The sequence below is a fragment of the Microcoleus sp. Pol10D4 genome (assembly GCF_036701555.1).
Taxonomy (GTDB): domain Bacteria; phylum Cyanobacteriota; class Cyanobacteriia; order Cyanobacteriales; family Microcoleaceae; genus Microcoleus.
Genome location: NZ_JAUBRA010000006.1, coordinates 101003 through 122984, shown reverse-complemented (window position 1 = coordinate 122984; position 21982 = coordinate 101003). Strand labels below are relative to the sequence as shown.

The window sequence follows — 21982 nt, the reverse complement described above, 5'->3', positions numbered from 1 at the left end:
AGACTTTCTGTGAACAGTTGTCGGGCGTTACGAGTCTCTCATCAGCGCGTTTGAGTCTTCAATTCGGGTATGAGCGCTTCTTTTAACGTTTTGTGGTCGATCGGGCTGTTCGGCAATGGCTCCGGGGCGATTTCAGTCCGAGCCAGCTTCGATATCAGCTTCAGGGGCTTTACGGCTATCGACTTTAAGCATAGTAGGCTAGATGATATTAATTGTCAAGAGTAGTTGAAAAACTTTATTGACTCCTATCGTTGCCTATCTGACAATCTTTTCTAACTCTTGCCATAGCATTTTAGGCGATCGTTTGTCTAGCCCTCACAATCAACCATACTACGCAAGTGGTGTTCAAGGAGATAGAGGGGTGAGACCCCCTATTACAAGATGCCATAATTTTTCATTAGTTAACTCTTGACAGATGCAAGTGCTCTGTTATCTAATTAAGGCACTTTCTCATTAAGCGTCCAGCGACTACTTCCTTTAACCGAGGAAAATGCCCACCGTGGGCGATCGTCCAGAGCGCCACCGGACTGAGGAGTTCGCCCTGACGCGCCTCCTGTATTCCCAGACAAATGCCACTAGCGACGGGAGGATCGGATCGAACTGCGCCCGACAACTGGGCCGGATCTTCTGCAGGTCAGTTTCAAGAGGCACACAAGAGCAGTAACGCTGCCACAAATCATGTTGTGCAAGCAACGTAAACCACATATCCGAAGTTCCATTAATTTTTGATTAAAGACTAATGAAGAGATCGCAGAAATTATTAAATAGCCTTGGGCTGGCAGGAGTCGTGTCGGCGTTAGTCGCTGGGCCGGCGTGCGCTTCCAACATCGCGCAGGTGACGGGCGTTCGCCTCAATCCCACGTCAGAAGGCATTGAAGTCATCCTAGACACTGAAGATGGAAGGCCCCTGCAAGTCTTCAGCGCCAGCTTTGGCGAAACTTTACAAGTTGATGTCATCACCGCTCAACTGCGATTACCGGGGGGAAATGAGTTTCGTCAAGACAAACCGGCTGCGGGAATTGCTTCTGTCACCGTTACTCCTTTAGATAACAACAGCATCCGAATCAAAGTCATTGGCGAGAGGGGTCAACCAGTGGCACGGGTGATTCCTAACGCTGCGGGTCTGATTCTGGGCTTAAAACCCACCTCGGAGATGACTGCTCGCCCGCCTGCACCTGCTCCTACAACACAGCGGCCGGGGACACCCGCAGCACCCTTGCCACCGACAGGGCAGCAGGTAGAGATACCTGCAGAACCTTTACCACCTACAGCACAGCCACCAGGAACGCCCGGAGAACCCTTACCACCTAAAGCACAGCCACCAGGAACGCCCGGAGAACCCTTACCACCTACAGCGCAGCCACCTGGGACACCCGGAGAACCCTTGCCCTCTACAGCGCAGCCACCTGGGACACCACAGGCGGGGAGAGACCCGATTGAAATCGTTGTCACTGCAACACGAACCTCAGAAAGAGTGTCAAACGTGCCGCGCTCTATAACGGTGGTAGACTCAGAAGAACTTCAGCAGCAGGTAGGACAATCGAGAAATATCGGGGAAGCTCTGGCAAATCAGGTTCCTGGTTTCGCGCCTCCGACTCAACAAACTAGCACTTATGGACAAACTTTGCGGGGGCGCGACGTTTCCGTTCTGATTGACGGCGTGCCGCAAACAACTAATCTTCAATCGTTTGGCAGAGAATTTAGAAACATCGATCCCAGCGCGATCGAACGCATTGAAGTAGTGCGGGGGTCTACAGCAATCTACGGCGCTCAGGCTACAGGTGGCGTGGTTAATATTATTACTCGTCGGCCAACTGAGGAAAGGCTAACTGCTGTTACTGAAGTGGGCGTCGGTAGCGGTTTAACAAACACGGATGATGCTCTAAGCTTTAACGCTCAGCAGACGGTTTCTGGCCGATCGGGCAATGTCGATCTGACGGGCACTGTCTCGATCGCCAGAAGTGGAGCTTTTTACGATGCCAAAGGCGATCGCATTCCCTATTTTGAACTCGGCGGAGATAGCAGCACCCTCTTCAACGTGATGGGCAAAGTCGGGGTAGATTTGGATACCGAACAGCGGCTGCAACTAACTGTCAATCACTATCGGGAAACCCAAGATCCCAATGTGATTCCAGACCCTAGTGTTGACGACCAGGAAGGACGGCAAAAAGCCCGCGCCATCCGAACCGGAGATTTGGATATTGACGGGGAAACACCGGGAAATAGAAGTACACAGCTCAACCTCAGTTACACCAACCAAAACCTTTTTGGCAGCAGCCTTCAAAGTCAAATTTACTATCGAACGAATTCCAATGTAAGTGTTCCCTCTGATTTTCGCACGTCCGATTTCTTTGGCCCGTTTGTCGGCGTTGCTCGTTCGCGAGCCGAAAACGAACAAATAGGAGGAAGGCTTGCGGTCACCACTCCTTTATCCAGTGCCGAAAATCTTCGATTAACTTGGGGTTCTGACTATATTACTGAAGATAGCAAACAGCGTTTCGACCTGTACGACCCAGAGAGAGTTGACGCAAGTGGTGGCAGGGTTTACCGGAAAATTTCCGAGCGTCCTTTCGTTCCTCCTTACACTTATGACAGCCTTGGCTTTTTCGGTCAATTGGAATGGAATATTGACGATATCGTCATTTTAAGTGGCGGGATACGTCACGAACGCGTCGGGTTAAACGTCAATGATTATACCACTTTTAACGATCGCCAGATCGAAGGAGGCGATCGCAAATTTAACGCCACCCTATTTAATACAGGGGCTGTCTATAAACTTAATGACACCTTCAACGTATTTGGCAACTTTTCTCAAGGTTTCTCAGTTCCAGATTTCGGCCGCATTCTCCGCCAACCCCCCGACGATTTTGTGGGAATTGAATCTTCGTTAGAAGTAACTCAACCGCAAAAAGTCAACAGCTACGAAATTGGCATTCGAGGAGGGTGGCAATCCGTGCAAATGTCGCTTGCCGCTTTTTACAATACCTCCGATCTAGGAATCAGTTTTCAACCAGTTGGCAACACAGGTCGCCTGGAACTAATCCGCGCCCCAGAACGCATTTACGGCTTAGAAGGAACTGTGGATTGGCAACCTGCACGAGCATGGTCGATCGGCGGGACTGCTACCTATCTTCATGGCGAATATGAGGAGGACAACCGTTACATCGCCCTCGATAGCAGCAGAATTCCACCGCTCAAACTAACAGCTTATCTCCAAAACGAAACTTTGCAGGGATGGAACAATCGGTTACAGTTATTATATTCTGGAAATCGCGATCAAGCCTTCAAAGACGGCTCGGATGGCGGCCCGATTAGCAGCTATCTCACATTGGATTACATCAGCACAATTCAACTAGGAAAAGGGCTGCTACAAATCAAAGTCGAGAATTTATTGAATAATCAATATTTTCCCGTGATCTCCCAATACTTAGCTGGATTTGGATCGGACAGCGGTAATTATGCAGGCAGAGGTTTAACTCTCAGTGTTAATTACCGCCTTAACTGGTAATTACAGCAGATTGAAGGTTTATGAGGTATTCAATTCCCCCGTAGGGACACGGAACTACCCATAGGTGTCAATTTAACGTCAAACCGACAGTCCGGCAGGGGTTTAAACCCCTGCCTCAAAGCTAAAGTCCTCTAAAAGAGGACTGAAGGACTCATACCAAATCCGGGTTAAAAACCCCTTTATTGCTGGAGAGGGGGAGAGTGGGAAAAAATAGCTCGCCAGTTCAAAAAGGGGGTGAGTAACCCGGATTTAGTATCATTAGTCCTCTTGAGAGGACTTTAGCTATTAGACAGGGGTTTCAACCCCTGGCGGACTCGCGGGCCCACTAACGGACTTGAATGAGAACAGTTAACGGCTTTGAGAAAAATCTAGAGATGAATTTCCGCAAACTCGCATTCAAATTGCATTTGTATTTGGGGTTGGTAGTAGGAATATTTCTAGCAGTAATTGCTTTAACGGGCAGCTTGCTGATTTTTAGTCCCGAAATCGAGCGGTTCTTCAATCCCCAACTCCTGCAAGTTATTCCTCAAGGCGAACGGATACCGCTGGAAAATGTCCTGCATATTGTCGAAAAAGCTTATCCCCAAAATCAAGCTCTTAGTATTTTGCTACCGCGATCAGCGAAGGAAGTTTGCCAAGTTTCGATGCTGTCAAAAAGTGAGGAAGTAGTTAACGTTTATGTCAATCCTTACAGTGGAAAAATTAAGGGTGCGCGCCTTGGGAAAGAAACTTTTACAGGTTTGGTTTTTACGTTACACGCAGAATTAGCGGGAGGAGAATTAGGTCATATTTTTGTAGGCATTTGCGGTCTAGTAATGCTAGGACTAACTTTTACTGGTTTGGTATTGTGGACGGGTTGGCGCAATTTGACTCGCGGATTTTCTATTAATTGGAAAGCTCACTGGCAGCGGACTGTCTTTGATTTACATAACGTTTCTGGCATTGTATCAGTCGCTTTTCTCATACTGATCTCTGCTACAGGAACAGCGATAATTTTTTACGCGCCGGTTGAATCGGCTTTGTATTGGCTAACCAATGAAAAGCCACAGCCCGCCTTGAATTCTCATCCCCACTCTAGCAGTTCAAGGCAAAATCTTGACGAAATCTTACACCAAGTTACTACCGTTTGGCCGGAAGCTAAAACCACTTTTATTTCTCTGCCTTTGACACCTGAAGCAAGTTTTAAAGTAAGGAAAAAATTTCCCAATGACCCGCACCCAAACGGGATTAGCACCATTTATCTCGACCAATACAGTGGCGAAATATTGCAGGCTGACAGTGTAAATTCAGCTTCTGTAGCAAATCGAATTCTCAACTCGCTTTATCCGCTACATATTGGCAGCTATGGCGGAATTTACTTGCGGCTGGCACACGCGATCGCAGGATTAGCAGCGTTTGTACTGTTTGTTACGGGTGTACTGATGTGGTGGCAGCGGCATTTGGTGAAATTTTACCGCAAGGAGGCGAGACAGCAATATGAAGAATTATCTCCACTGAGCCAGCAATGGCCTTGGTTTTAATGAGAGCGGCGTGCGGTTTGATTCGGGTGTGATTCTCCTGCTTAAAAACCCCTATCCTCTGAATTTTAAATCCTATCAATCGCTTATTTAATGCAAAAATTTATTCAACTCTGGCTCGGACAAACTGCTTCGATGATTGGCAGCGCTATGTCCGCGTTTGCGCTGACTATTTGGATTTGGGAATCCACCAGTCAAGCGACAGCTTTGGCTTTGTTGATGTTTTTTACTCAATTGCCACGCATCTTGCTTGCTCCGGTTGCTGGCATTCTCGTCGATCGCTGGAATCGAAAATTTTTAATGGCGATCGGTGATGCGGTTTCAGCTTTGTTAACGCTCACTATCCTATTACTTTATATCAGCCACAACCTGCAAATATGGCATATATATATAGCGGCTGCGATTAACGGAATTTTTGACCAAATTCAGCAGTTAGCTTACTCAGCAGCGATCGCCACAATGATGCCAGAAAAGCATTACAGCCGCGCTAGCAGTTTAAGTTTTTTGGCAAATTACGGGGCCAGTATTATTGCTCCGACGCTGGCGGGGATTCTCTATTCTGCAATTGGGCCCGGCGGGATTTTTACGATCGACCTGGCAACTTTTACAATCGCGATCGGCACCCTAGTATCTGTCAAAATACCCCAGCCCGCGATCGCGCCAGCGTTGCGGAGCAATATCGCCTCCAATCCCCAGCCGACTCGCTTTCACCTATTGCAAGAACTCAGCTTCGGATTCCGCTACATCGTCGAGCGTCCCAGCCTGCTTGCCTTGCTGGCGTCCGTTTCGCTATTCTGGTTCGCTCACGACATCGGCGCGGCCCTCTACTCACCGATGATTCTGGCACGCACCGGCAACAATGCCAGAATCCTAGGTACTATCCTTTCAGCCGGCGGCGCCGGCGGCGTTTTAGGAGCATCAATTATCAGTATTTGGGGCGGCCCCAAACGCCGAATCCGGGGCTTTCTGCTGGGCATGGCAGGCGCGGGCTTGAGTAAAATAGTCTTTGCTTTCGGCCAGGCGCTTTCCATCTGGGTTCCCGCTCAATTTTGTTCGTCTTTCAATTTCCCCATCCTCGGCAGTTCCAACGAGGCGATATGGTTGGCGAAAGTCGCACCAGAAGTACAAGGGCGCGTTTTTGCTACCAGAGCAGTCATCATGCAATTGGCGTCTGCGATCGGTTTATTGATCGCAGGCCCACTTGCCGATCGCGTCTTTGAACCCGCCATGCAACCGGGAGGTTTTTTAGCAGCTATTTTTGGCCCAATTATCGGGACAGGTGCCGGTGCTGGCATGGCCTTGTTATACGCTATCTCCGCCCTGGGCTTATTGCTCGTAGCAGTCGGTGGGTATGCTTGCCGACTGCTGCGCGATGGGTAAAGGGGAAACGGAGAGAGGTCTTTTAATATCAATTCCGGTAGCATCAGAAGAGTAAAACCCAGTCAACAGTCAACAATCACCCATGTTGCAACCGTAATCGATCTAATTCATCTGCGTTAATCTGTGTTTATCTGCCATCATCTGCGGTTAAAAAAAGAGAATGTGTTAACCGCAGATGACAATGGATTGACGCTGATTCACGCAGATTAAGAGAATAGAGATAGGAATAATTCCGATGCTAACAGATTTGATATAACTTCTTCCTTCTTCCTTCTTCCTTCTCCTATAGTTTCTGGCGCGAACTCAGGTGAGCTTCAATTTCCGATCGCGATCGCCATACAGGGCGCAATTCCTTGCGAGCAAAGAGCTGCGACTGATCGCCGGCGTGGGGCGAACCAGGTTGAGTGGCGTTGCCGTAACTGTTTAGCGCCATCGCTTTCACAGGATTCGAGAACTCAATCGCAGCGACAAAAGAATCGCCCGCAACCGCTTGAAAGCGATCGTCTTTCCCTGGAGCGAACCATACTGAGCGAAATACACCCAAATCACCGTCACCTCCATTTGCCGGCAAATTCGCTTCCCCAGGCAATCGGAAGACTTCCCCCCATGCCACATCTAACGCGCCATAAGTCGCCTCAACTTTGGTTGCTGTCGCTTCCAGCACCCGCACCGCCTCCGCAGGATTTGCCAACCCGTCTGGCGTCGTTAGCGGCGCATCTTCGCTCCAAGGTTTAGCGAATAACTTATCGTCATCCATCGCTTTTTTCCAAAAGGCAAACAGCACCGCACCGCGACTGTCAGCATCGACTTTGCGATTCCAAGTGGCGAGAACTTCCGCAGCGCGGCGCGCTTGAGCACTGCCTTGTCGTGCGACGGGAATTAAATCATCGAGGAGGCGATCGGCGAGTTCTACCTGAGTAGAATGTTTGTATTGCATCAATTCATCGAAAGAGATTTTTTCATCTTCTAACAGCATTTTTGCCGATCGCTGCGATCGCAAATCCATCGGGCCGCGCGGTGCCATGTAGGCGGGATATTTATCCGGTGCGATCGGGCTGGGAAACGTCGTTGTCCAAGGCGGATCGTTGGTATTTTGCAACCAACCGCTGGGCGGATCGACAACGCGCGGCAAATCCGCATAGGGATGATTTTTGCTCCACAAAGTCTCTGAGGTATTGCCTGCGATCGTGCCTGACCAGTATTTAAAATCTCCTTTTTTGCGAATGGGGACTTGACCGTTAAACAAGTGCATGATATGCCCCTCTCGATCGGCATACATGACCGTAAACATGGGAATTTCCAAGCGCTTTAAAGCGGTTTCAAATTCAGAAAAGTTATTTGAGCGTGCCATATCCCACCACTGCTGAAGGGCTGCTGGTTTATCGAGTCCGACAACGCGCAGGGCGATCGCTTTGCCCTGTTTTTCTGTGAGAATCGGCCCGTGAACAGAACGCCGCACTACTAGAGATTCCGATCGCAAATTCCCATTCTTTTCTTTGACTTTTAAAACCTTCTCTTCTCTGTCAAATTTTCGGATTTTGCCATCGAAGCGATAGCCCCCGTTAGCGAGGGGCAATTCGTAGGCATCCCAGCCATCGTGAGTGTTGACAGTATGAGTCCATCCCAAGTTGTCGTTAAAGGCGATCGTTAATACAGGAAATCCGACGAGAGTCGCTCCGTAAGCGTTAATTTCTGGGCCAACCAGTTGCGCTTCGTACCATAAATATAAATCCGACCAAGGAAGGTGAGGATTTGCCAATAGCATGGCATTGCCGCTTTGAGAATGGGAAGGAGCGATCGCCCAACCATTAGAGCCTTTGGGGGTATCATTTTCAGTGAGATTTTCAAGGCGATCTGGCTCGACTATAAAAGTAAAATTAATGACGCGTTGCGCGTGTGCCAATACATCTACTGGTTTGAGGGGCAATGCTACATTTAATTCTTCCGTGAGCGCCTCTGGGTGTTCTTTTGCATAGGCATTCATTCCGCCAACAAAAGCATCGAGATAGTTGCGAAAAATGGGAGTTTGTGATTCATACCACGCCTTTGCACGATTAGGAATTCCCATAGTTTGCACCCAGCGATCCGATTCCAGATAATCTTCACCCCAAAATTCCGCAGCTTGCCCGCGAGCTTGCCCGTAAAGACGCAAAATCAGATTACCGTGACTTTGCATCTGCGCCCACCCAAAAGCGTAGAAAAGGCTTTTACTATTTTCTCCGTAAATATGTGGAATTCCATAGGTATCCCAAAGAATTTGAGTGCCTGTTTGAGGCGAGGATTGAACCCCATTATTTAGAAGCAAAAATAAAGTAAAACTCATTAAGAACGAGACAATCAGTCGGCCTTGTTTTTTTAGTTGTAGAAACACTGCAAATTAATTAGCTAGGGTGGTTTGAACTGAGAAATTGCAGCCTTTTAAACAAGCTGCATGAACAAAACGCCGAGGATTTAAACTCCTTTTAGGGAGAACAAGGGAAAAATTTCTACCAAATCCGTTGCCCCAAAACGTAATCTATCTGCGTCGATATGCAGTTAAAAAAAATAACTCTTCTTCGAGCACTCCCGAAAATCAGAAAAAAGACCCTGTGTAAATCGGATGTGAAATTAAAAGCCCTCCGCTACGCTCACCAACTTGAAAATCGCTATAAAACGCCGGTGTGTCGGCTGTAAAGCGCATTAATGTCATTGGTGAGGAGGGGGTAAACAAGTAGGGAGAAATAGGTTATAACTGAGATATTGCACCCTTCTCAATTAGGCTTTTATGAACAGGCAAGATGCCTGTTCCACCCACAAGAAAATTTATCTTTTGTGGAACGGGCATCTTGCCAGTTCTTGAGAATGGTGCAAGATGTGAGTTATAAGCTTATTTTTTAAGCTGCCCCTGTTGCCAATTTCCTTCTACTTTCGTTCCATCTGCATATAGATAAGAACCTTGCCCGTGTTTCTGCCCGTTGAGGAATTCACCTTGATAGCGATCGCCATTGGCGTAAATGCAAGTACCTTTGCCGTTGAACTGACCATCGCTAAATTCGCCTTCGCAGCGATCGCCATTCGCAAAAATGAAAATTCCTTTCCCGCTCATCTTACCCTTGACAAAAGTGCCTTTATAGCTATTTCCATTGGCGAACTCACGGACACCTTCACCACTAAATTCTCCATTGTCAAACGGCCCTTGATAACGTCCCCCTTCTTTAAAAGTAAACAACCCCTGACCTTGAATGTTGCCCTTCACAAACTCTCCTTCATAGCGGTTGCCGTTCGGATATTCGCGAACCCCTTTACCGTGAAACTGCCCTTCACTAAATTGCCCCTCATAACGACCTCCGACCGCAAAGGTATAAATTCCCTGCCCGTGAGGTAAGTTATTCAGCAACTCTCCTTCGTAGCGGTTCTTATTAGCATATTGACAGACGCCTTTGCCGTTAACTTTTCCTTCTTTAATATCTCCTTCGCATCGAGTGCCATTACTGAACGTAAAAGCCCCACGACCGCTGGGAGAACCACTCGTAAAAGAGCCTTCGTAACGAATGCCGTTAGTTGAGGTAAAAGTGCCTGTACCGTCGAACTCACCGTTTTTAAAAGTACCTTCGTAGCGGTTGCCGTTAGCAAATTCGCGGACACCTTGACCGTTGAATTCACCCAAAGCAAATTCTCCTTGGTATCGACCTTCTTCTTTAAAGGTATAGATGCCTTGACCGTGAGGTTGGCCGTTGAGAAATTGGCCTTCGTAGCGATCGCCGTTGGCATATTGACAACTGCCGGGCCCGCTGAGTTTTCCCTCACTCAATTCTCCCTCGCAACGTCCGCCATCGGGTAAAGTAATTACTCCTGCCATTGCGCTGTCAGGGTTGGCAAACAACACAGCCATTCCCAAGTTTGAACCAAGTAATAGAGCGAGTCCAACTCGCTGAAGTTTACTTAATATTGCTGACGACATTCCCAAATTCATAATTCACAAAAAATTCAACTTTTAACTTTGCTATTCCTTGGACGGTGCTATAGAATTCCTAGCCAAATTGCTAGAGTTTCAAAAAAATCCCTACTCATCGAGCTGGAAGGTAATGGATGCTCTTTCTCCTTTAATGCCACTCTCTGATGAGGCAAGTTTCCATTTTTCTACTGCTTTAATCACTGCGCGATTCAAGTCGTTGTATTTGCTAGGAGTCGAGATCTTGATGTTGAATGGCTTACCGTTGGGGTCAATGTCAAACACGACTTCCACTTCGCCTTGCCGCCCTTCTTCTCTGGCTGCGCTCGGATATTCAGGTCTACCGCAGCTAATGCAAGAGTCGGGAAGCCGGCCGGGAGGGCGCGAAGGACTCCCCCCTCTTCCTGGATTTGTCGGTTTTGGCACTGGCCCGGAACCGCTACCAAATGGCCCTGATGAACCCCCGCCGCCATTTTCACCTCCACCGGGTGATGAGTTCGACGCACTTCCGACCGGGCTACCAGAGGAGGGGAGGTTTCCTACATCTGGGATCGCATTTCCAGAATTGCTGCCACCTCCTGGCCTGGTAGGTATGACTGGCGAGCCAGCCGCAGGCGATCGGGGCGATCGCCCAGAACCAGCCGCAAATGGCTCTGAGGAAGGTATGTCGCCATTTTTGCTGGCACCGGCTGGTGAGTTCGACGCACTTGCTCCGGGGCTATCAGGGGAGGGGAGGTTTCCTACATCCCCGATCGCATTTCCAGAATTGCCACTGCCTCCTGGCCTAGTAGCTGTGACTGGCGGGCCAGCCGCGGGCGATCGCGCTAATGGCCCGGAAGAAGGATTTAATGGCTCTGAGGAAGGCTCCCCGCTACCCGCCAAAGCAGATGACGAGAGCGGGTTATTTTTTTCAGGGCTGTCGGAGGAGTTGGGATTTCCAGCATTTTTTGTAAAGTCTGGGAGACTCGCAGCACCCTTGGGGCGGGAGTCGCTAACGGGTGGTTCGCTTTTTGGAGGATCGGGCGAAGGGGTTTCGGGTTCCTGGGCGATCGGAGTTTTAGGAGTTTCTGGGGAATTTAAATCCTGTTGAGGTGGGGGGGAAGGCTCGATCGGAGTTGGTGGTGGAGTTACCGCTACCGGTGGCTCCTCTGGAATTGGTGGTGGAGTTACCGCTACCGGTGGCTCCTCTGGAATTGGTGGTGGAGTTACCGCTACGGGTGGCTCCTCTGGAATTGGTGGTGGCGTTACCGCTACCGGCTGCTCCTCTGGAATCGGTGGTGGCGTTACCGCTACCGGCTGCTCCTCTGGAATCGGTGGTGGCGTTACCGCTACGGGTGGCTCCTCTGGAATCGGTGGTGGCGTTGCGGCTACCGGTGGCTCCTCTGGGGGAGTTGGCTCTGGTGGCGGTTCTGGTTTGAACGTCTCAGGCGGGGGAGATGCCTTTTCTGGAATAGTCGGCTCTGGCTGGGTTTCCTCTACTGTGGGCTCATCAAGCACAACAATTTCAATCGCATCCTCTTCAAATTCAGCAGGTTTGACTAAGTTGAGGCTCAACGGCAGCGCGACACAGTGCAGTAAGGCTGAGCCTAACAGACTGATCGCCAGAACTTTTTTGAGAGCTTCTTCTTGTTGTTGTCTTTGCGTAGCCGAAATATTTGAAAAACTCATGCCTTCTCACTCTCCTTTATGGATGGCAACATCCTCGCTGGCTCCCCGACATCACCCGAAACAAGCTACCAACTGCGGGTTGAGCTTGCTATCACTGATGAACCTACCCATCCTATAAGAAGACTGTCACCCTGTTCAAGACTCTTGCAATTAATTTTCATTATTTAATTTTGAGATTCCAACTAGAGGCTACCAATCAGCATTTCTTTTGGGGGCGTCTACTTTGCTCTTAGGGGCGGTGTCAATGTTCTGGTTCTGGCAGCGCAATGTTCCAAAATGCCTTAACGGCAATACTCTAGCCCGTAATTTACCAACAAATTTCCACATTCTCAAGCTTTTCATAAATTTATTTAGTTAACAAAAACTAATTAAAACTATTGCAACTAATAAACAATTGTTATTATAAGGTATGGCTCATGACTTGACAAACCCTGAAGTTTGTGAAAATCTAGTTGAGAATCTTTTAAATTATTGAAGATTATTGTCAAGTCCTAACGCAAATATTTAGCAAAGAAGCACTGGCAGAACAATCTGTCGCGATCTCGATCGAGATCACAGTAGGAGCATTTTGGGTTCAGACGAAGATAGTCACATACAGGTAGTGCGATCGCGCTTGCGATCACGCTTGCGATCGCGCTTGAGTGAAAAAATTCGCAGTCTGAATCCATTGTGCCGACTTGACGCAGAAACTCTACCAACCTTCGATCGGGCTAATTGCAGCATTAGGCAGCTTGCGATCATTCAACAGAGCTAGCGAGAGTACAAATCAATGGATGCTTTCATTTACATTTTTCGCGCCGCAGGCATTGTTGCTTGGCCGCTATTGGCCTCCTCAATCGCAGCAGTCGCGCTGATCATAGAGCGTCTTGCCTTTTGGTTTAGGGTAAATCGGCGGCAGCGGCGAGTCGTGCGAGAAGTGCTACAGCTTTACAGTCAAAACCCCGATTCCGCCATCAAAAAGTTACAAGTAAACGGCGATTTGCCCCTAGCCCGGATTTTTTTAGAAGCTTTAGAATTAGACTCGCCCAACATCGAAGAATTTCGTTTGGCCTTAGAGAGTGGCGCTCAGGCAGAAATCCCCATCCTGAAGCGATTCAATACAATATTTGACACCATTATCAGCCTTTCCCCACTATTTGGGTTGCTCGGAACAGTTTTGGGGTTAATTACCACCTTTGCCTCCCTCAAACTGGGGAATGCCACGGGTACCAATGCCACAGGTGTTACTTCTGGGATTAGCGAAGCCCTCGTTTCTACGGCAATAGGGTTAGTTGTGGCAATCTTTACACTTTTATTTGCCAATATGTTTCGCGGGTTTTACTTACAGCAGATTGCTTTTATTCAGGAAGCTGGAGGTCAGCTAGAGTTAATGTACCGTCACCGCTACGAAAAACTACCAAGAGAATCTAACTATGCGCCTACCCGATGAACCTGATAGTATTCCCCAGATTAACATCGTGCCAATGATTGATGTGGTCTTCGCCATATTGACGTTTTTAATTGTTTCCTCTCTGTCTTTATCCAAATCCGAGGGTTTGCCCGTAAACTTACCGAAAGCATCAACGTCTCAGGTTCAGGACTCGCCTGCTAAAATTACCGTCACGATTGATGCTCAGGGAAAATTAATGGTTGATAAAAAGTTAGTCAACTTAGACCAGGTTGAGAGTACGGTGCGACAGGTGATGGGTTCAAATCAGAACTCCTTAATTGTGTTGAATGCGGATAAAAGCGTCAATCACGGAAATGTTGTGGAAGTTATGGATCGATTACGCCGAATTAAAGGAGCTAAGTTAGGGATTGCTACCGCAAAGTAGAGAGCTTCTATAATTACTAATTTTTAATTTCCCCACACCCTTAAACAGGAATTACCCCGTGAAACTTTACTAAAAAAGCCTGTAAACCTGGTTAAAAGGTAGTCTTGAATAGACTGTATGATTCAGGACTTTATTTGATAAAACAGTTAAAAATTAAAGTCCTTACTGCCAACAAACAGCAAGGACTTTAATTATTTATTCCTGAGTTTTAAGGACAAAGATCCTTACTACACACGTTAAATACTTGCCATCACTTCACGCGCTGCAGCCAAAGTTCGATCGATATCTTCCTCAGTATGAGCCAAAGAAGTAAATCCAGCCTCAAACTGCGAAGGAGCAAGATAAATTCCGTGTTCCAACATTCCCCGGTGAAAGCGGCTAAACTTCGTCAAATCCGACTTCTTAGCATCCTCGTAATTGTGAACCGGGCCAGCCGCAAAAAACAAGCCAAACATCCCGCTAATTTGCCCGCCCCAAACCGCGTGTCCAGCTTCCTTAGCAATTTTTAGCAATCCGTCAGACAGTTTTTTGGTAATCTTATCCAACTGTTCGTAAGTGCCGGGTTTTTGCAGCAATTCCAAAGTCTTAATCCCAGCAGTCATCGCCAAAGGATTTCCCGAAAGCGTACCCGCTTGATACATCGGGCCAGCAGGAGCCACCATCCCCATAATATCCCGCCTTCCCCCGTAAGCTCCCACCGGCAAACCGCCACCGATAACTTTACCCAAAGTAGTCAAATCCGGGGTGACACCGAATCTTTCCTGAGCTCCGCCGTAGGCGATGCGGAAACCGGTCATTACTTCATCAAAAACTAACAAAGCACCGTTATCTTTAGTAATTTCCCGCAAACCTTCGAGAAAACCTGCATCCGGGGTAATAAAACCGGCATTCCCCACCACTGGTTCGAGAATTACGCCTGCTATCTCGCCGGGATTTTCGGCAAATAAAGCTTTGACTGCTTCTAAGTCATTGTAGGGAGCGTTGAGGGTATTGGCAGTAGTGGATTTTGGGACGCCCGGAGAGTCGGGAAGGCCCAGAGTTGCGACGCCGGAACCGGCTTTTACCAAGAACATATCGGCGTGCCCGTGATAGCAGCCTTCAAATTTAATCAGTTTATCGCGTCCGGTGAAAGCTCGCATCAGCCGCAAAACGGCCATACAGGCTTCGGTGCCGGAGTTGACAAATCGCACCATTTCAATGCTGGGAACGGCATCGATGACCATTTCGGCGAGTACGTTTTCCAACAGCGATGGTGCGCCGAAACTCGTACCTTTTTCTAAAGATTCGTGCAGGGCTTTGATGACTTCCGGGTGGGCGTGGCCGCAGATGGCTGGGCCCCAAGTGCCTACATAGTCAATGTATTGGTTTTCGTCCACATCCCAAATGTAGGCTCCTTTTACCCTGTCAAAGACGATGGGCTGTCCGCCTACGGATTTGAAGGCGCGGACGGGGGAACTGACGCCACCTGGCATCAACTTCTGGGCTGCGGCGAAAATTTCTTCTGATTTGGTCGTTTTCAAGGTTGTGGAAACCAATGTTTTCTCCTTAGTGAACGTCTGTTGTTGGTAGAATAATTTTAGAGCCAGTTCAGCATAAAGGTTATGTCTATTCAAGGAAACTATTCTAGTAGATTTTAGGGTACAAACCAATGAGTAGCAATACTAGCTTGGGTTTTTCAAGCTTTGTAGCACCCGCACCGTGAAGCGAAGCTATCCCGTAGGGAATCGCCCTAAAATGTAATTTTTTGTAAAATAGTTCTTGACAATTTAGCCATCAGTTGCTCAATCTTCTCTCTTCCTCTCCCTGCTCTGCGTTCTCTGCGGTTAATAAAAAAAAATCTCCCACAGGAAAGCGTTAATCTATCTTACCAAGTTGAAATAAAATTATGTCTACTACTGATTTATCAAGTTTGAGCCGATCGATCCCAATTGAAAAGATTCGTTACGACGATCGCGGTTTAGTGCCTGCGATCGTCCAAGATTATTTGGACGGTACGGTGTTGATGATGGCGTGGATGAATCGGGAGTCGCTGCAAAAAACGCTCTCTACCGGGCAAACTTGGTTCTGGAGTCGTTCTCGTTCCGAATTGTGGCCCAAAGGCGCAACTTCGGGACACGTTCAAAATGTCAAAGGGCTGCGTTACGACTGCGATAGTGATACTTTGCTAGTCACTGTCGAACAAATCGGAGATATTGCTTGTCACACCGGAGAAAGAAGTTGTTTTCACCAAGTTGATGGGGAAATTTCACCCCCGCCAGGGGATATGTTATCTCAATTATTTGCCGTAATTTGCGCTCGGCGCGATCATCCTAACGAAAGTTCTTATACTTGCAAATTGTTCGAGGGCGGCGACAACAAAATTCTCAAGAAAATTGGCGAAGAGTCGGCGGAAGTTGTAATGGCTTGCAAAGACGACGACAAAGATGGAATTGCTGGAGAAGTTGCGGATTTATTTTATCACACTTTGGTTGCTTTGGCTCACCATCAAGTTGATTTAAGAGCAGTTTACCGCAAATTGGGCGATCGACGAAAATAATCGGTAATTGGGAATTGGTAATTTGGCATCGATAATTGGTAATTGATAATTGCCCTCCTGGACGCATTCCGACTCCTCGAAACCGGGTTTCGACTTCGCTCAACCAGCAGGTTTTTTACCGAATCTGCTGGTTGAGCGAAGTATTTTCGCCCATCAACCCGGTTTCTGGGCCCCCAGGTGTAAATCCTGTGTAATTGAGGGTTTTAACCAAGTAAGTCCTGGGCGAACTCCGAGTGAAGAAACCGGGTTTTTTACCAAGTCTGCAATGCTCTAACGAACTATTTTGCTAAAAAAACCCGGTTCCTGAACCCCCATACGTACTCGTGCGTAAGTCCTATCTAGGTTAGCACTGCTTAAGCGGCAACAGCATCAATTCCTGCCAATTGCAGATAGTGTCGCGACTCCATTTAGAAGGTAAAAGTTGTCCGCAGGACTCCCACCCCTACGGTGTCATTATCCTTAGTTCCTTCAGGATTGAACAGCACAAAAGCTCCGGGTGTAATGCTGATATTATCGTTGACTTTGAAGCGGTAATAAGCTTCTAAATGGTAAGGAGTTGCTTTGTTTTGCTGAAAGCGAGCACCGCCACTTACTGAATCGCGATCGAGTGGCTGTCCAAACAGAATACCTGCATTATTGCCCTGTGCGAACAAATCTCGGAAATGGAAACCTACCATCCAACTGGTGAAAGTTGTAGAAGCATTGCTTCTTCAGGGTAAACGCATCTTAACTTTCACCCAAAATATGCTACAGTTAAATCCGAGTAAATTTCAATGTAGTTTGTTGTAGTTTGGGGGTGCTATCAATGGCAAGAGGTTTTAGTAAAGCTGTAACTTCCCAACAAAAAAAAACAGATTCATTGCCTTCAATGAATATTTTAAATACCAGTTTTTTAGAACATTTTGCCAAGTTGAACGACCCAAGGATAGAAAGAAGTAAAGAACACTTACTCAAAGATATTATAGCGATTGCGATTCTAGCTCTCATCAGCGGTGCCGACGGATGGGTGGCAATAGAAGCCTATGGTAACGCCAAATATGAATGGTTAAAAAGCTTTCTAGAATTACCGAATGGTATACCATCTCATGACACATTTAGTCGAGTCTTTGCCCGAATTGAACCGCAGCAGTTTCAAGAATGTTTTTTGAGTTGGGTAAATGCGATAGTCGGGGAATTAGAACTAAACGTGATTGCCATTGATGGCAAAACAATGAAACAATCTTATGACCGAAATAACCAGCAAAAAGCGCTACATATAGTTACTGCCTGGTCTTCATCTCATCAATTGGTTTTAGGACAAAAAAAAGTCCATAAGAAATCTAACGAGCTGACAGCAATTCCGGAATTAATAGAAATGTTAGAAATTGCCGGAAGTGTAATAACCATCGATGCTATGGGATGTCAAAAAGACATAACATCTCTGATTGTTAAGAAAAAAGGAGATTATATTGTAGCTTTAAAAGGAAATCAACCACTCCTGTATAAAGCCGTAAAAGAATGGTTTGAATTAGCCCAAACATCAGATTATCTAGGTAGAGAGTATAACTATCATGAACAAGTAGAAGCTGGACATCATCGAGTGGAAAAAAGACAGGTATGGACTGTTGATGTATCTGAGTTACCACCACTTCATAATCAAGCATTATGGAGTGGATTAAAAACAGTTGTCATGATAGTTAGTGAACGACGGCTGTGGAATAAAACCACGACAGAAGCTCGTTTTTACTTGAGTAGTTTAAGCAGTAATGCTGAAATAATTGCTGGGGCGATTCGCAGTCATTGGGGCATTGAAAATAGCTTACATTGGACATTAGATGTTACATTTTCTGAAGACAAGAGTCGCATTCGCAAAGATCATTCTTCCGAAAATTTTGCTCTCCTACGTCGGTTAGCTATAAATTTACTAAAACAAGAAAAAACTTCTAAACAAAGTCTAAAAATGAAACGGTATCGAGCGGCAATGGACAATAATTATTTAGTTCAAATTTTAAACTCTGCCAGTTAATGAGCGAAATCTAACATCTATCTAAGAAGGAAAATTATCCGGCTTTAAGAAGTTCAGAAAATCTTAAGGTTCTGATTTAATCTGCTCAGGTCGGGTGAAAATTAATAATTTTAAGAAGGTTTTTTAAGTTATTTAGTAATGCACAAATTCACGTTTTTGTCAAATTAATTTAGATGCGTTTACCCTGATTGCTTCTTTCAGCGTCAGCAACTATCCAACCTCCATAGGTAGAAACAGCAATTTTCGGAGAAAACCGCCAAGTTGCGGTACCGCCAAAGGAATTGAGCCTCACGCCACCGTTAACAGGTTCTCTATCTGATCCCAAAATAGAACCCAAATCGGCATCACCTAATCCTGTAGCAAGAATATTCAATTGGTGGCGACTGTAAGCGTAATTTAAACCTATGTCGATACTGCTGGTAGGTTTAATCGTTAACTGCGCCGCAGCCACCGTACTTCCCTCAAAAGCACCTGCTCCTAAAGGCGTGGCTGGAAAGCCTAAATCAGCGGGCAATGCTGCATTCACACTGCCGTACAAAGCTGTGAGATTGACTTTTTTGGAAACGTTCCAAATAAACCCGCCTGCTGATGCCAAACCGGTGCCAGAAGTGCCGCCGGATACGCGGACTACAGGGTTGTAACCTGCAAACCTAGAGATAGCTTCTTGTCCTTCTCCGGCAAAGGGAGTAATAGCTTGAAAAGCATCAGAAGTTTCAGCTTTCGGGCCGGCAAATAAAGTGATGCTGTTAGAAACTGGAAAAACGTAAAGCAGTTTGTAAAGTTCAACAGCATTGGCGTCAATGCTAGATAGAGTCTGAGGATTAATTCCGGGAAATTGCGGTTCAAAACTCAGTTTGGCTTGACTGTCGGACAAACCGCTAAATGCCCCTGTTGACAAACCTAAATTAGGTCCGAAGCTGCGAATGTTGTAAGCTTGCAAGCCAGTTATCAGCGTATCTTTGCCTGTAAAACTGGTCAGCAGATTCAAGCGCAATCGGTAGTTTAAGACTGTTTCAGTCTCCCTGCTATTGTTTTTGGTAGTGTCGGCAACGCTAAAAATTGCTTCGCCGCTGAGTTTAGTTGTTGTCGAAAATTGATTGGCTTCTAGTTCGGCGGTACGGGATTCTAAAGCATCGACTCGACCCCGCAAAGTGGCTAATTCTGCTGCAAATTCTTCTTGCAATCTTTGCAGTTTGCTTAAGTCTTCCTTGGTTGCTAAGTTGGTTGTACCTGATTTAATTAGCTCAGTAACTTTATCCAAGCAAGCGTTTAAACCTGCGGCAAATTCGTAGCGAGTCATTGCCCGATTGCCTCGGAACGTGCCGTCTGGATATCCTGCTATGCAGCCGTATCTTTCTACTAGAGATTGCAGGGCTTGAAAAGCCCAGTCCGTCGGGCGCACGTCGGAGAGTTGAGATACAGAGGTTACTTGCTGGAGTTCGCTGGATTCTGAAGTTTCGCTGTTGGTTGCTGCGGGTTCTAAGGAAGCGCTGTTTTCGATTTCAGCTAACTTTTCGGAAGTAGAAGTTTCTGTTTGGGCAATTACTGGTGCAGGGTTAGGGGCGAGAATGACAGATGTTTTTTCTGTGACTTCTACTGGTGCCTGCGAGTTTTGGGAAGGGGCAACAGATACTTGTTCTGTGACTTCTGCTGGGGCTGGGTTTGCTGGTTTTTCGGCTAAGTTTAATGAGTTTTCCCCGGAATTTTCTGCGGTTAATGCTGCTGTTTCGGGCAGATTCAGGTTGGCAGTTTCTTGGGGGAGATTGGCGAGTTGATTGGTTGTTGAGACGGTGTTGTCAAATTGCAGCCACTCAACTAATTTTAACTCGGATGTTTCAGGGGCTTTGACCTGATTTTCAACAGTTGTATTCAGGCTAATTTTAGCCTCTGACTCTTTTAAATCTTCACTACCTAATGTCTTTTTTTCGGCGGGAGGCATCGCTGCCAATGGTAAAGAACAGGCAAGTATATACAGTAAACCTACTGCGCCCGCACTAAATAGTAGATGTGCTTTCACTAGAACTCCTCACAAATTGGATGGTAAAATTGCTATTAGCTTCCTAGGAATTGTAAACCTATTTAATATCGCCAACCACAAAGTTTTGAGTTAATATTTTTTATATGTCTAATAAAATAAGTAAAACAACCGCCTGCGATCAGAGCTTAAGACCGCTAGGCATTTTTTGCGAGTTAGTTATTTATCTATCGGGTGGATTAGATTATCACAAAATTGTATTTTAGCAACTATTTTTTTAACATTCGATCGAGCTTTTGCAAAATAACCACAGCCGCAATCACACTAAGAGCCAAACCCAACCAAAAATTATCCGCCGCCCATTTACCTCTATCCAAAGCCAAACCGCCCAGCGGTGGCCCGATTAAATAGCCGATCGCCCAACACTGAGAATTAACCGCCAAATACACGCCCCGCAAAGACTCCGGCGCTAAATCCACCACCAAAGCAGAAGCAAAAGGCGTATAAGCAACAGTCGCAACCGACAAAAAGCTCAAGCCTAAAACAGCTAAAAATAGATTGCCAGTGGCAGCCATTCCCGTCAAGCCGATCGCGATAAATCCCATTCCCCACAGCAACGCAGAAATCATCAAAGCTTTTGGACAAGAAAACCGCCTCAAAGCTTTAACAACAGGCAGTTGCAAAGCCACAGTTAAAAACGTGCTAAAAGCAAACAAAACGGTAATTGTACCTGTTGAAAAGCCTGTTCCCGTCCCCACCGCGACAAACTTGCTAAAGTACAGCGGCATTGTGGTTTGGATTTGGGAAATATATAAGGTGAACAGAGTATTTACTAAAGCATAAACTAGAAGACTTCGATCGCTCAGCGCCACCATCCAACCATTTTTTAGACTTTTTTTGCCTATATCGGCTGAATTAGCTGGTTTGTAGGTTTCGCCGATCGCGATCGCCACCACCGCAAACAGCACTAAAAACGAGATACCATCAATAATAAAGAGCGATCGATAATTACCCGTTACCTCAATCAACAAACCGCCCAAAATAATCCCAACTTGCAAACCCAAATTATCCGCCAGTCGTGTCAAAGCAAAAGCTTCCTGTCGCTGTTCGCCCTCGGTTAAATCCGCCACCATCGTCTCCGTTGGAGGCCAATACAAACCAACGCCAAAACCCATCAGTAAATTGCCCGCAATTAAGCCGGGGAAATCATTAGTCCCCGCCAGTACAAAAGAAGCAGCCGCCGAAATAATTGTCGCCAGCAGTAAAGTTCGGCGCCTTCCCCAAAATTTGGAATCGCAAAAAGAACCGCCCAAAATTCTGCCGAATATTCCCGAAACTGAACCGCTACCCAAACCAATCCCAACAGCAGTAGCAGATAAACCGACGCGATCGACAAAAAATATCGGCGCGTAAAATAAAGTAAAACCGGTGCCGCTTTGGGAGAGGAATCTGCCGGCGGCAAGAATCCAGACTTGAGGGGGGAAGCGGGGCAACCAAGAGGATAATTGAAATTTAGGCATATACAGTTAAATTAGGAGTTATTTCTGGACGCTGAAACCTGGTTTTTTATAAAAAATACGTTACGGTGTTTAATCAGAGTCAAAAACAGGTGTCTTTGATCGCAGTGCATAAGTCCTGTGAGTAATTA

General features: G+C 46.7%; 16 protein-coding genes and 1 pseudogene. 9 read left to right on the top strand and 8 right to left on the bottom strand.

Annotated elements, in window-relative coordinates; genetic code table 11:
• Positions 1-69 precede the first annotated feature (69 nt).
• The gene (locus QUA36_RS05710; RefSeq protein WP_333160220.1) at positions 70-225 is read left to right on the top strand and encodes a hypothetical protein; all 156 of its coding nucleotides are present in this window, start codon (positions 70-72) and stop codon (positions 223-225) included.
• A 208-nt stretch (positions 226-433) separates the two neighbouring features.
• Here the strand turns inward: QUA36_RS05710 and QUA36_RS05705 are convergent, their stop codons facing one another.
• The gene (locus tag QUA36_RS05705; protein ID WP_333160222.1) at positions 434-613 is read right to left on the bottom strand and encodes a hypothetical protein; all 180 of its coding nucleotides are present in this window, start codon (positions 611-613) and stop codon (positions 434-436) included.
• A 126-nt stretch (positions 614-739) separates the two neighbouring features.
• Here QUA36_RS05705 and QUA36_RS05700 point away from each other — a divergent pair, with 126 nt between their 5' ends.
• The 3 genes from QUA36_RS05700 (at position 740) to QUA36_RS05690 (ending at position 6405) form a co-directional block, all read left to right on the top strand.
• A complete protein-coding gene (locus QUA36_RS05700) occupies positions 740-3508 on the top strand; it encodes a TonB-dependent receptor domain-containing protein (RefSeq protein ID WP_333456051.1) in 2769 nt (922 codons plus the stop codon).
• 338 nt (positions 3509-3846) lie between these two features.
• The gene (locus QUA36_RS05695; protein ID WP_333456050.1) at positions 3847-5028 is read left to right on the top strand and encodes a PepSY-associated TM helix domain-containing protein; all 1182 of its coding nucleotides are present in this window, start codon (positions 3847-3849) and stop codon (positions 5026-5028) included.
• Positions 5029-5118: 90 nt separating this feature from the next.
• Positions 5119-6405: an MFS transporter gene (locus QUA36_RS05690; RefSeq protein WP_333456048.1), complete on the top strand. Its 1287-nt coding sequence runs from the start codon at positions 5119-5121 to the stop codon at positions 6403-6405.
• Between the two features lie 283 nt (positions 6406-6688).
• Here QUA36_RS05690 and QUA36_RS05685 read toward each other — a convergent pair whose 3' ends face one another.
• The 3 genes from QUA36_RS05685 to QUA36_RS05675 form a co-directional block, all read right to left on the bottom strand.
• A complete protein-coding gene (locus tag QUA36_RS05685) occupies positions 6689-8776 on the bottom strand; it encodes an acylase (protein ID WP_333456046.1) in 2088 nt (695 codons plus the stop codon).
• A gap of 495 nt (positions 8777-9271) precedes the next feature.
• Positions 9272-10357, bottom strand: coding sequence for a hypothetical protein (locus QUA36_RS05680; RefSeq protein WP_333456045.1), 1086 nt, complete (start codon positions 10355-10357; stop codon positions 9272-9274).
• Between the two features lie 90 nt (positions 10358-10447).
• Positions 10448-12004, bottom strand: coding sequence for a TonB family protein (locus QUA36_RS05675; protein WP_333456043.1), 1557 nt, complete (start codon positions 12002-12004; stop codon positions 10448-10450).
• Between the two features lie 568 nt (positions 12005-12572).
• Between QUA36_RS05675 and QUA36_RS05670 the strand changes: the two genes are divergently transcribed.
• Genes QUA36_RS05670 through QUA36_RS05660 form a run of 3 tightly spaced genes read left to right on the top strand, consistent with a single transcriptional unit; the run spans position 12573 to position 13818 of the window.
• On the top strand, positions 12573-12758 hold the full coding sequence (locus QUA36_RS05670; protein WP_333456041.1) for a hypothetical protein: 186 nt from the start codon (positions 12573-12575) through the stop codon (positions 12756-12758).
• A 15-nt stretch (positions 12759-12773) separates the two neighbouring features.
• Complete coding sequence (locus tag QUA36_RS05665) at positions 12774-13433, top strand: MotA/TolQ/ExbB proton channel family protein (RefSeq protein WP_333160239.1); 660 nt, start codon at positions 12774-12776, stop codon at positions 13431-13433.
• The gene (locus tag QUA36_RS05660) at positions 13417-13818 is read left to right on the top strand and encodes a biopolymer transporter ExbD (RefSeq protein WP_333456039.1); all 402 of its coding nucleotides are present in this window, start codon (positions 13417-13419) and stop codon (positions 13816-13818) included. The genes QUA36_RS05665 and QUA36_RS05660 overlap by 17 nt, the downstream gene beginning before the upstream one ends.
• 236 nt (positions 13819-14054) lie before the next feature.
• Here QUA36_RS05660 and hemL read toward each other — a convergent pair whose 3' ends face one another.
• Positions 14055-15353, bottom strand: a complete 1299-nt coding sequence (hemL, locus tag QUA36_RS05655; protein WP_333035451.1) for a glutamate-1-semialdehyde 2,1-aminomutase — start codon at positions 15351-15353, stop codon at positions 14055-14057.
• A gap of 350 nt (positions 15354-15703) precedes the next feature.
• Here hemL and hisIE point away from each other — a divergent pair, with 350 nt between their 5' ends.
• Positions 15704-16354, top strand: a complete 651-nt coding sequence (gene hisIE, locus QUA36_RS05650; RefSeq protein WP_333456037.1) for a bifunctional phosphoribosyl-AMP cyclohydrolase/phosphoribosyl-ATP diphosphatase HisIE — start codon at positions 15704-15706, stop codon at positions 16352-16354.
• A 407-nt stretch (positions 16355-16761) separates the two neighbouring features.
• On the opposite strand, the pseudogene QUA36_RS05645 reads toward hisIE, so the two are convergent.
• Positions 16762-17037 (bottom strand): annotated as a pseudogene (locus QUA36_RS05645) (carbohydrate porin); the annotation flags it as partial.
• 122 nt (positions 17038-17159) lie between these two features.
• Between QUA36_RS05645 and QUA36_RS05640 the strand changes: the two are divergent.
• Positions 17160-18359 carry an ISAs1 family transposase gene (locus QUA36_RS05640; RefSeq protein WP_333456035.1) on the top strand — a complete coding sequence of 400 codons (1200 nt, stop codon included), beginning with the start codon at positions 17160-17162 and terminating at the stop codon, positions 18357-18359.
• A gap of 169 nt (positions 18360-18528) precedes the next feature.
• Here QUA36_RS05640 and QUA36_RS05635 read toward each other — a convergent pair whose 3' ends face one another.
• Positions 18529-20376 (bottom strand): iron uptake porin, encoded by a 1848-nt coding sequence (locus QUA36_RS05635; protein ID WP_333453601.1) that lies wholly within the window; start codon positions 20374-20376, stop codon positions 18529-18531.
• Between the two features lie 227 nt (positions 20377-20603).
• The gene (locus QUA36_RS05630) at positions 20604-21854 is read right to left on the bottom strand and encodes an MFS transporter (protein WP_333453599.1); all 1251 of its coding nucleotides are present in this window, start codon (positions 21852-21854) and stop codon (positions 20604-20606) included.
• Positions 21855-21982: the final 128 nt, after the last annotated feature.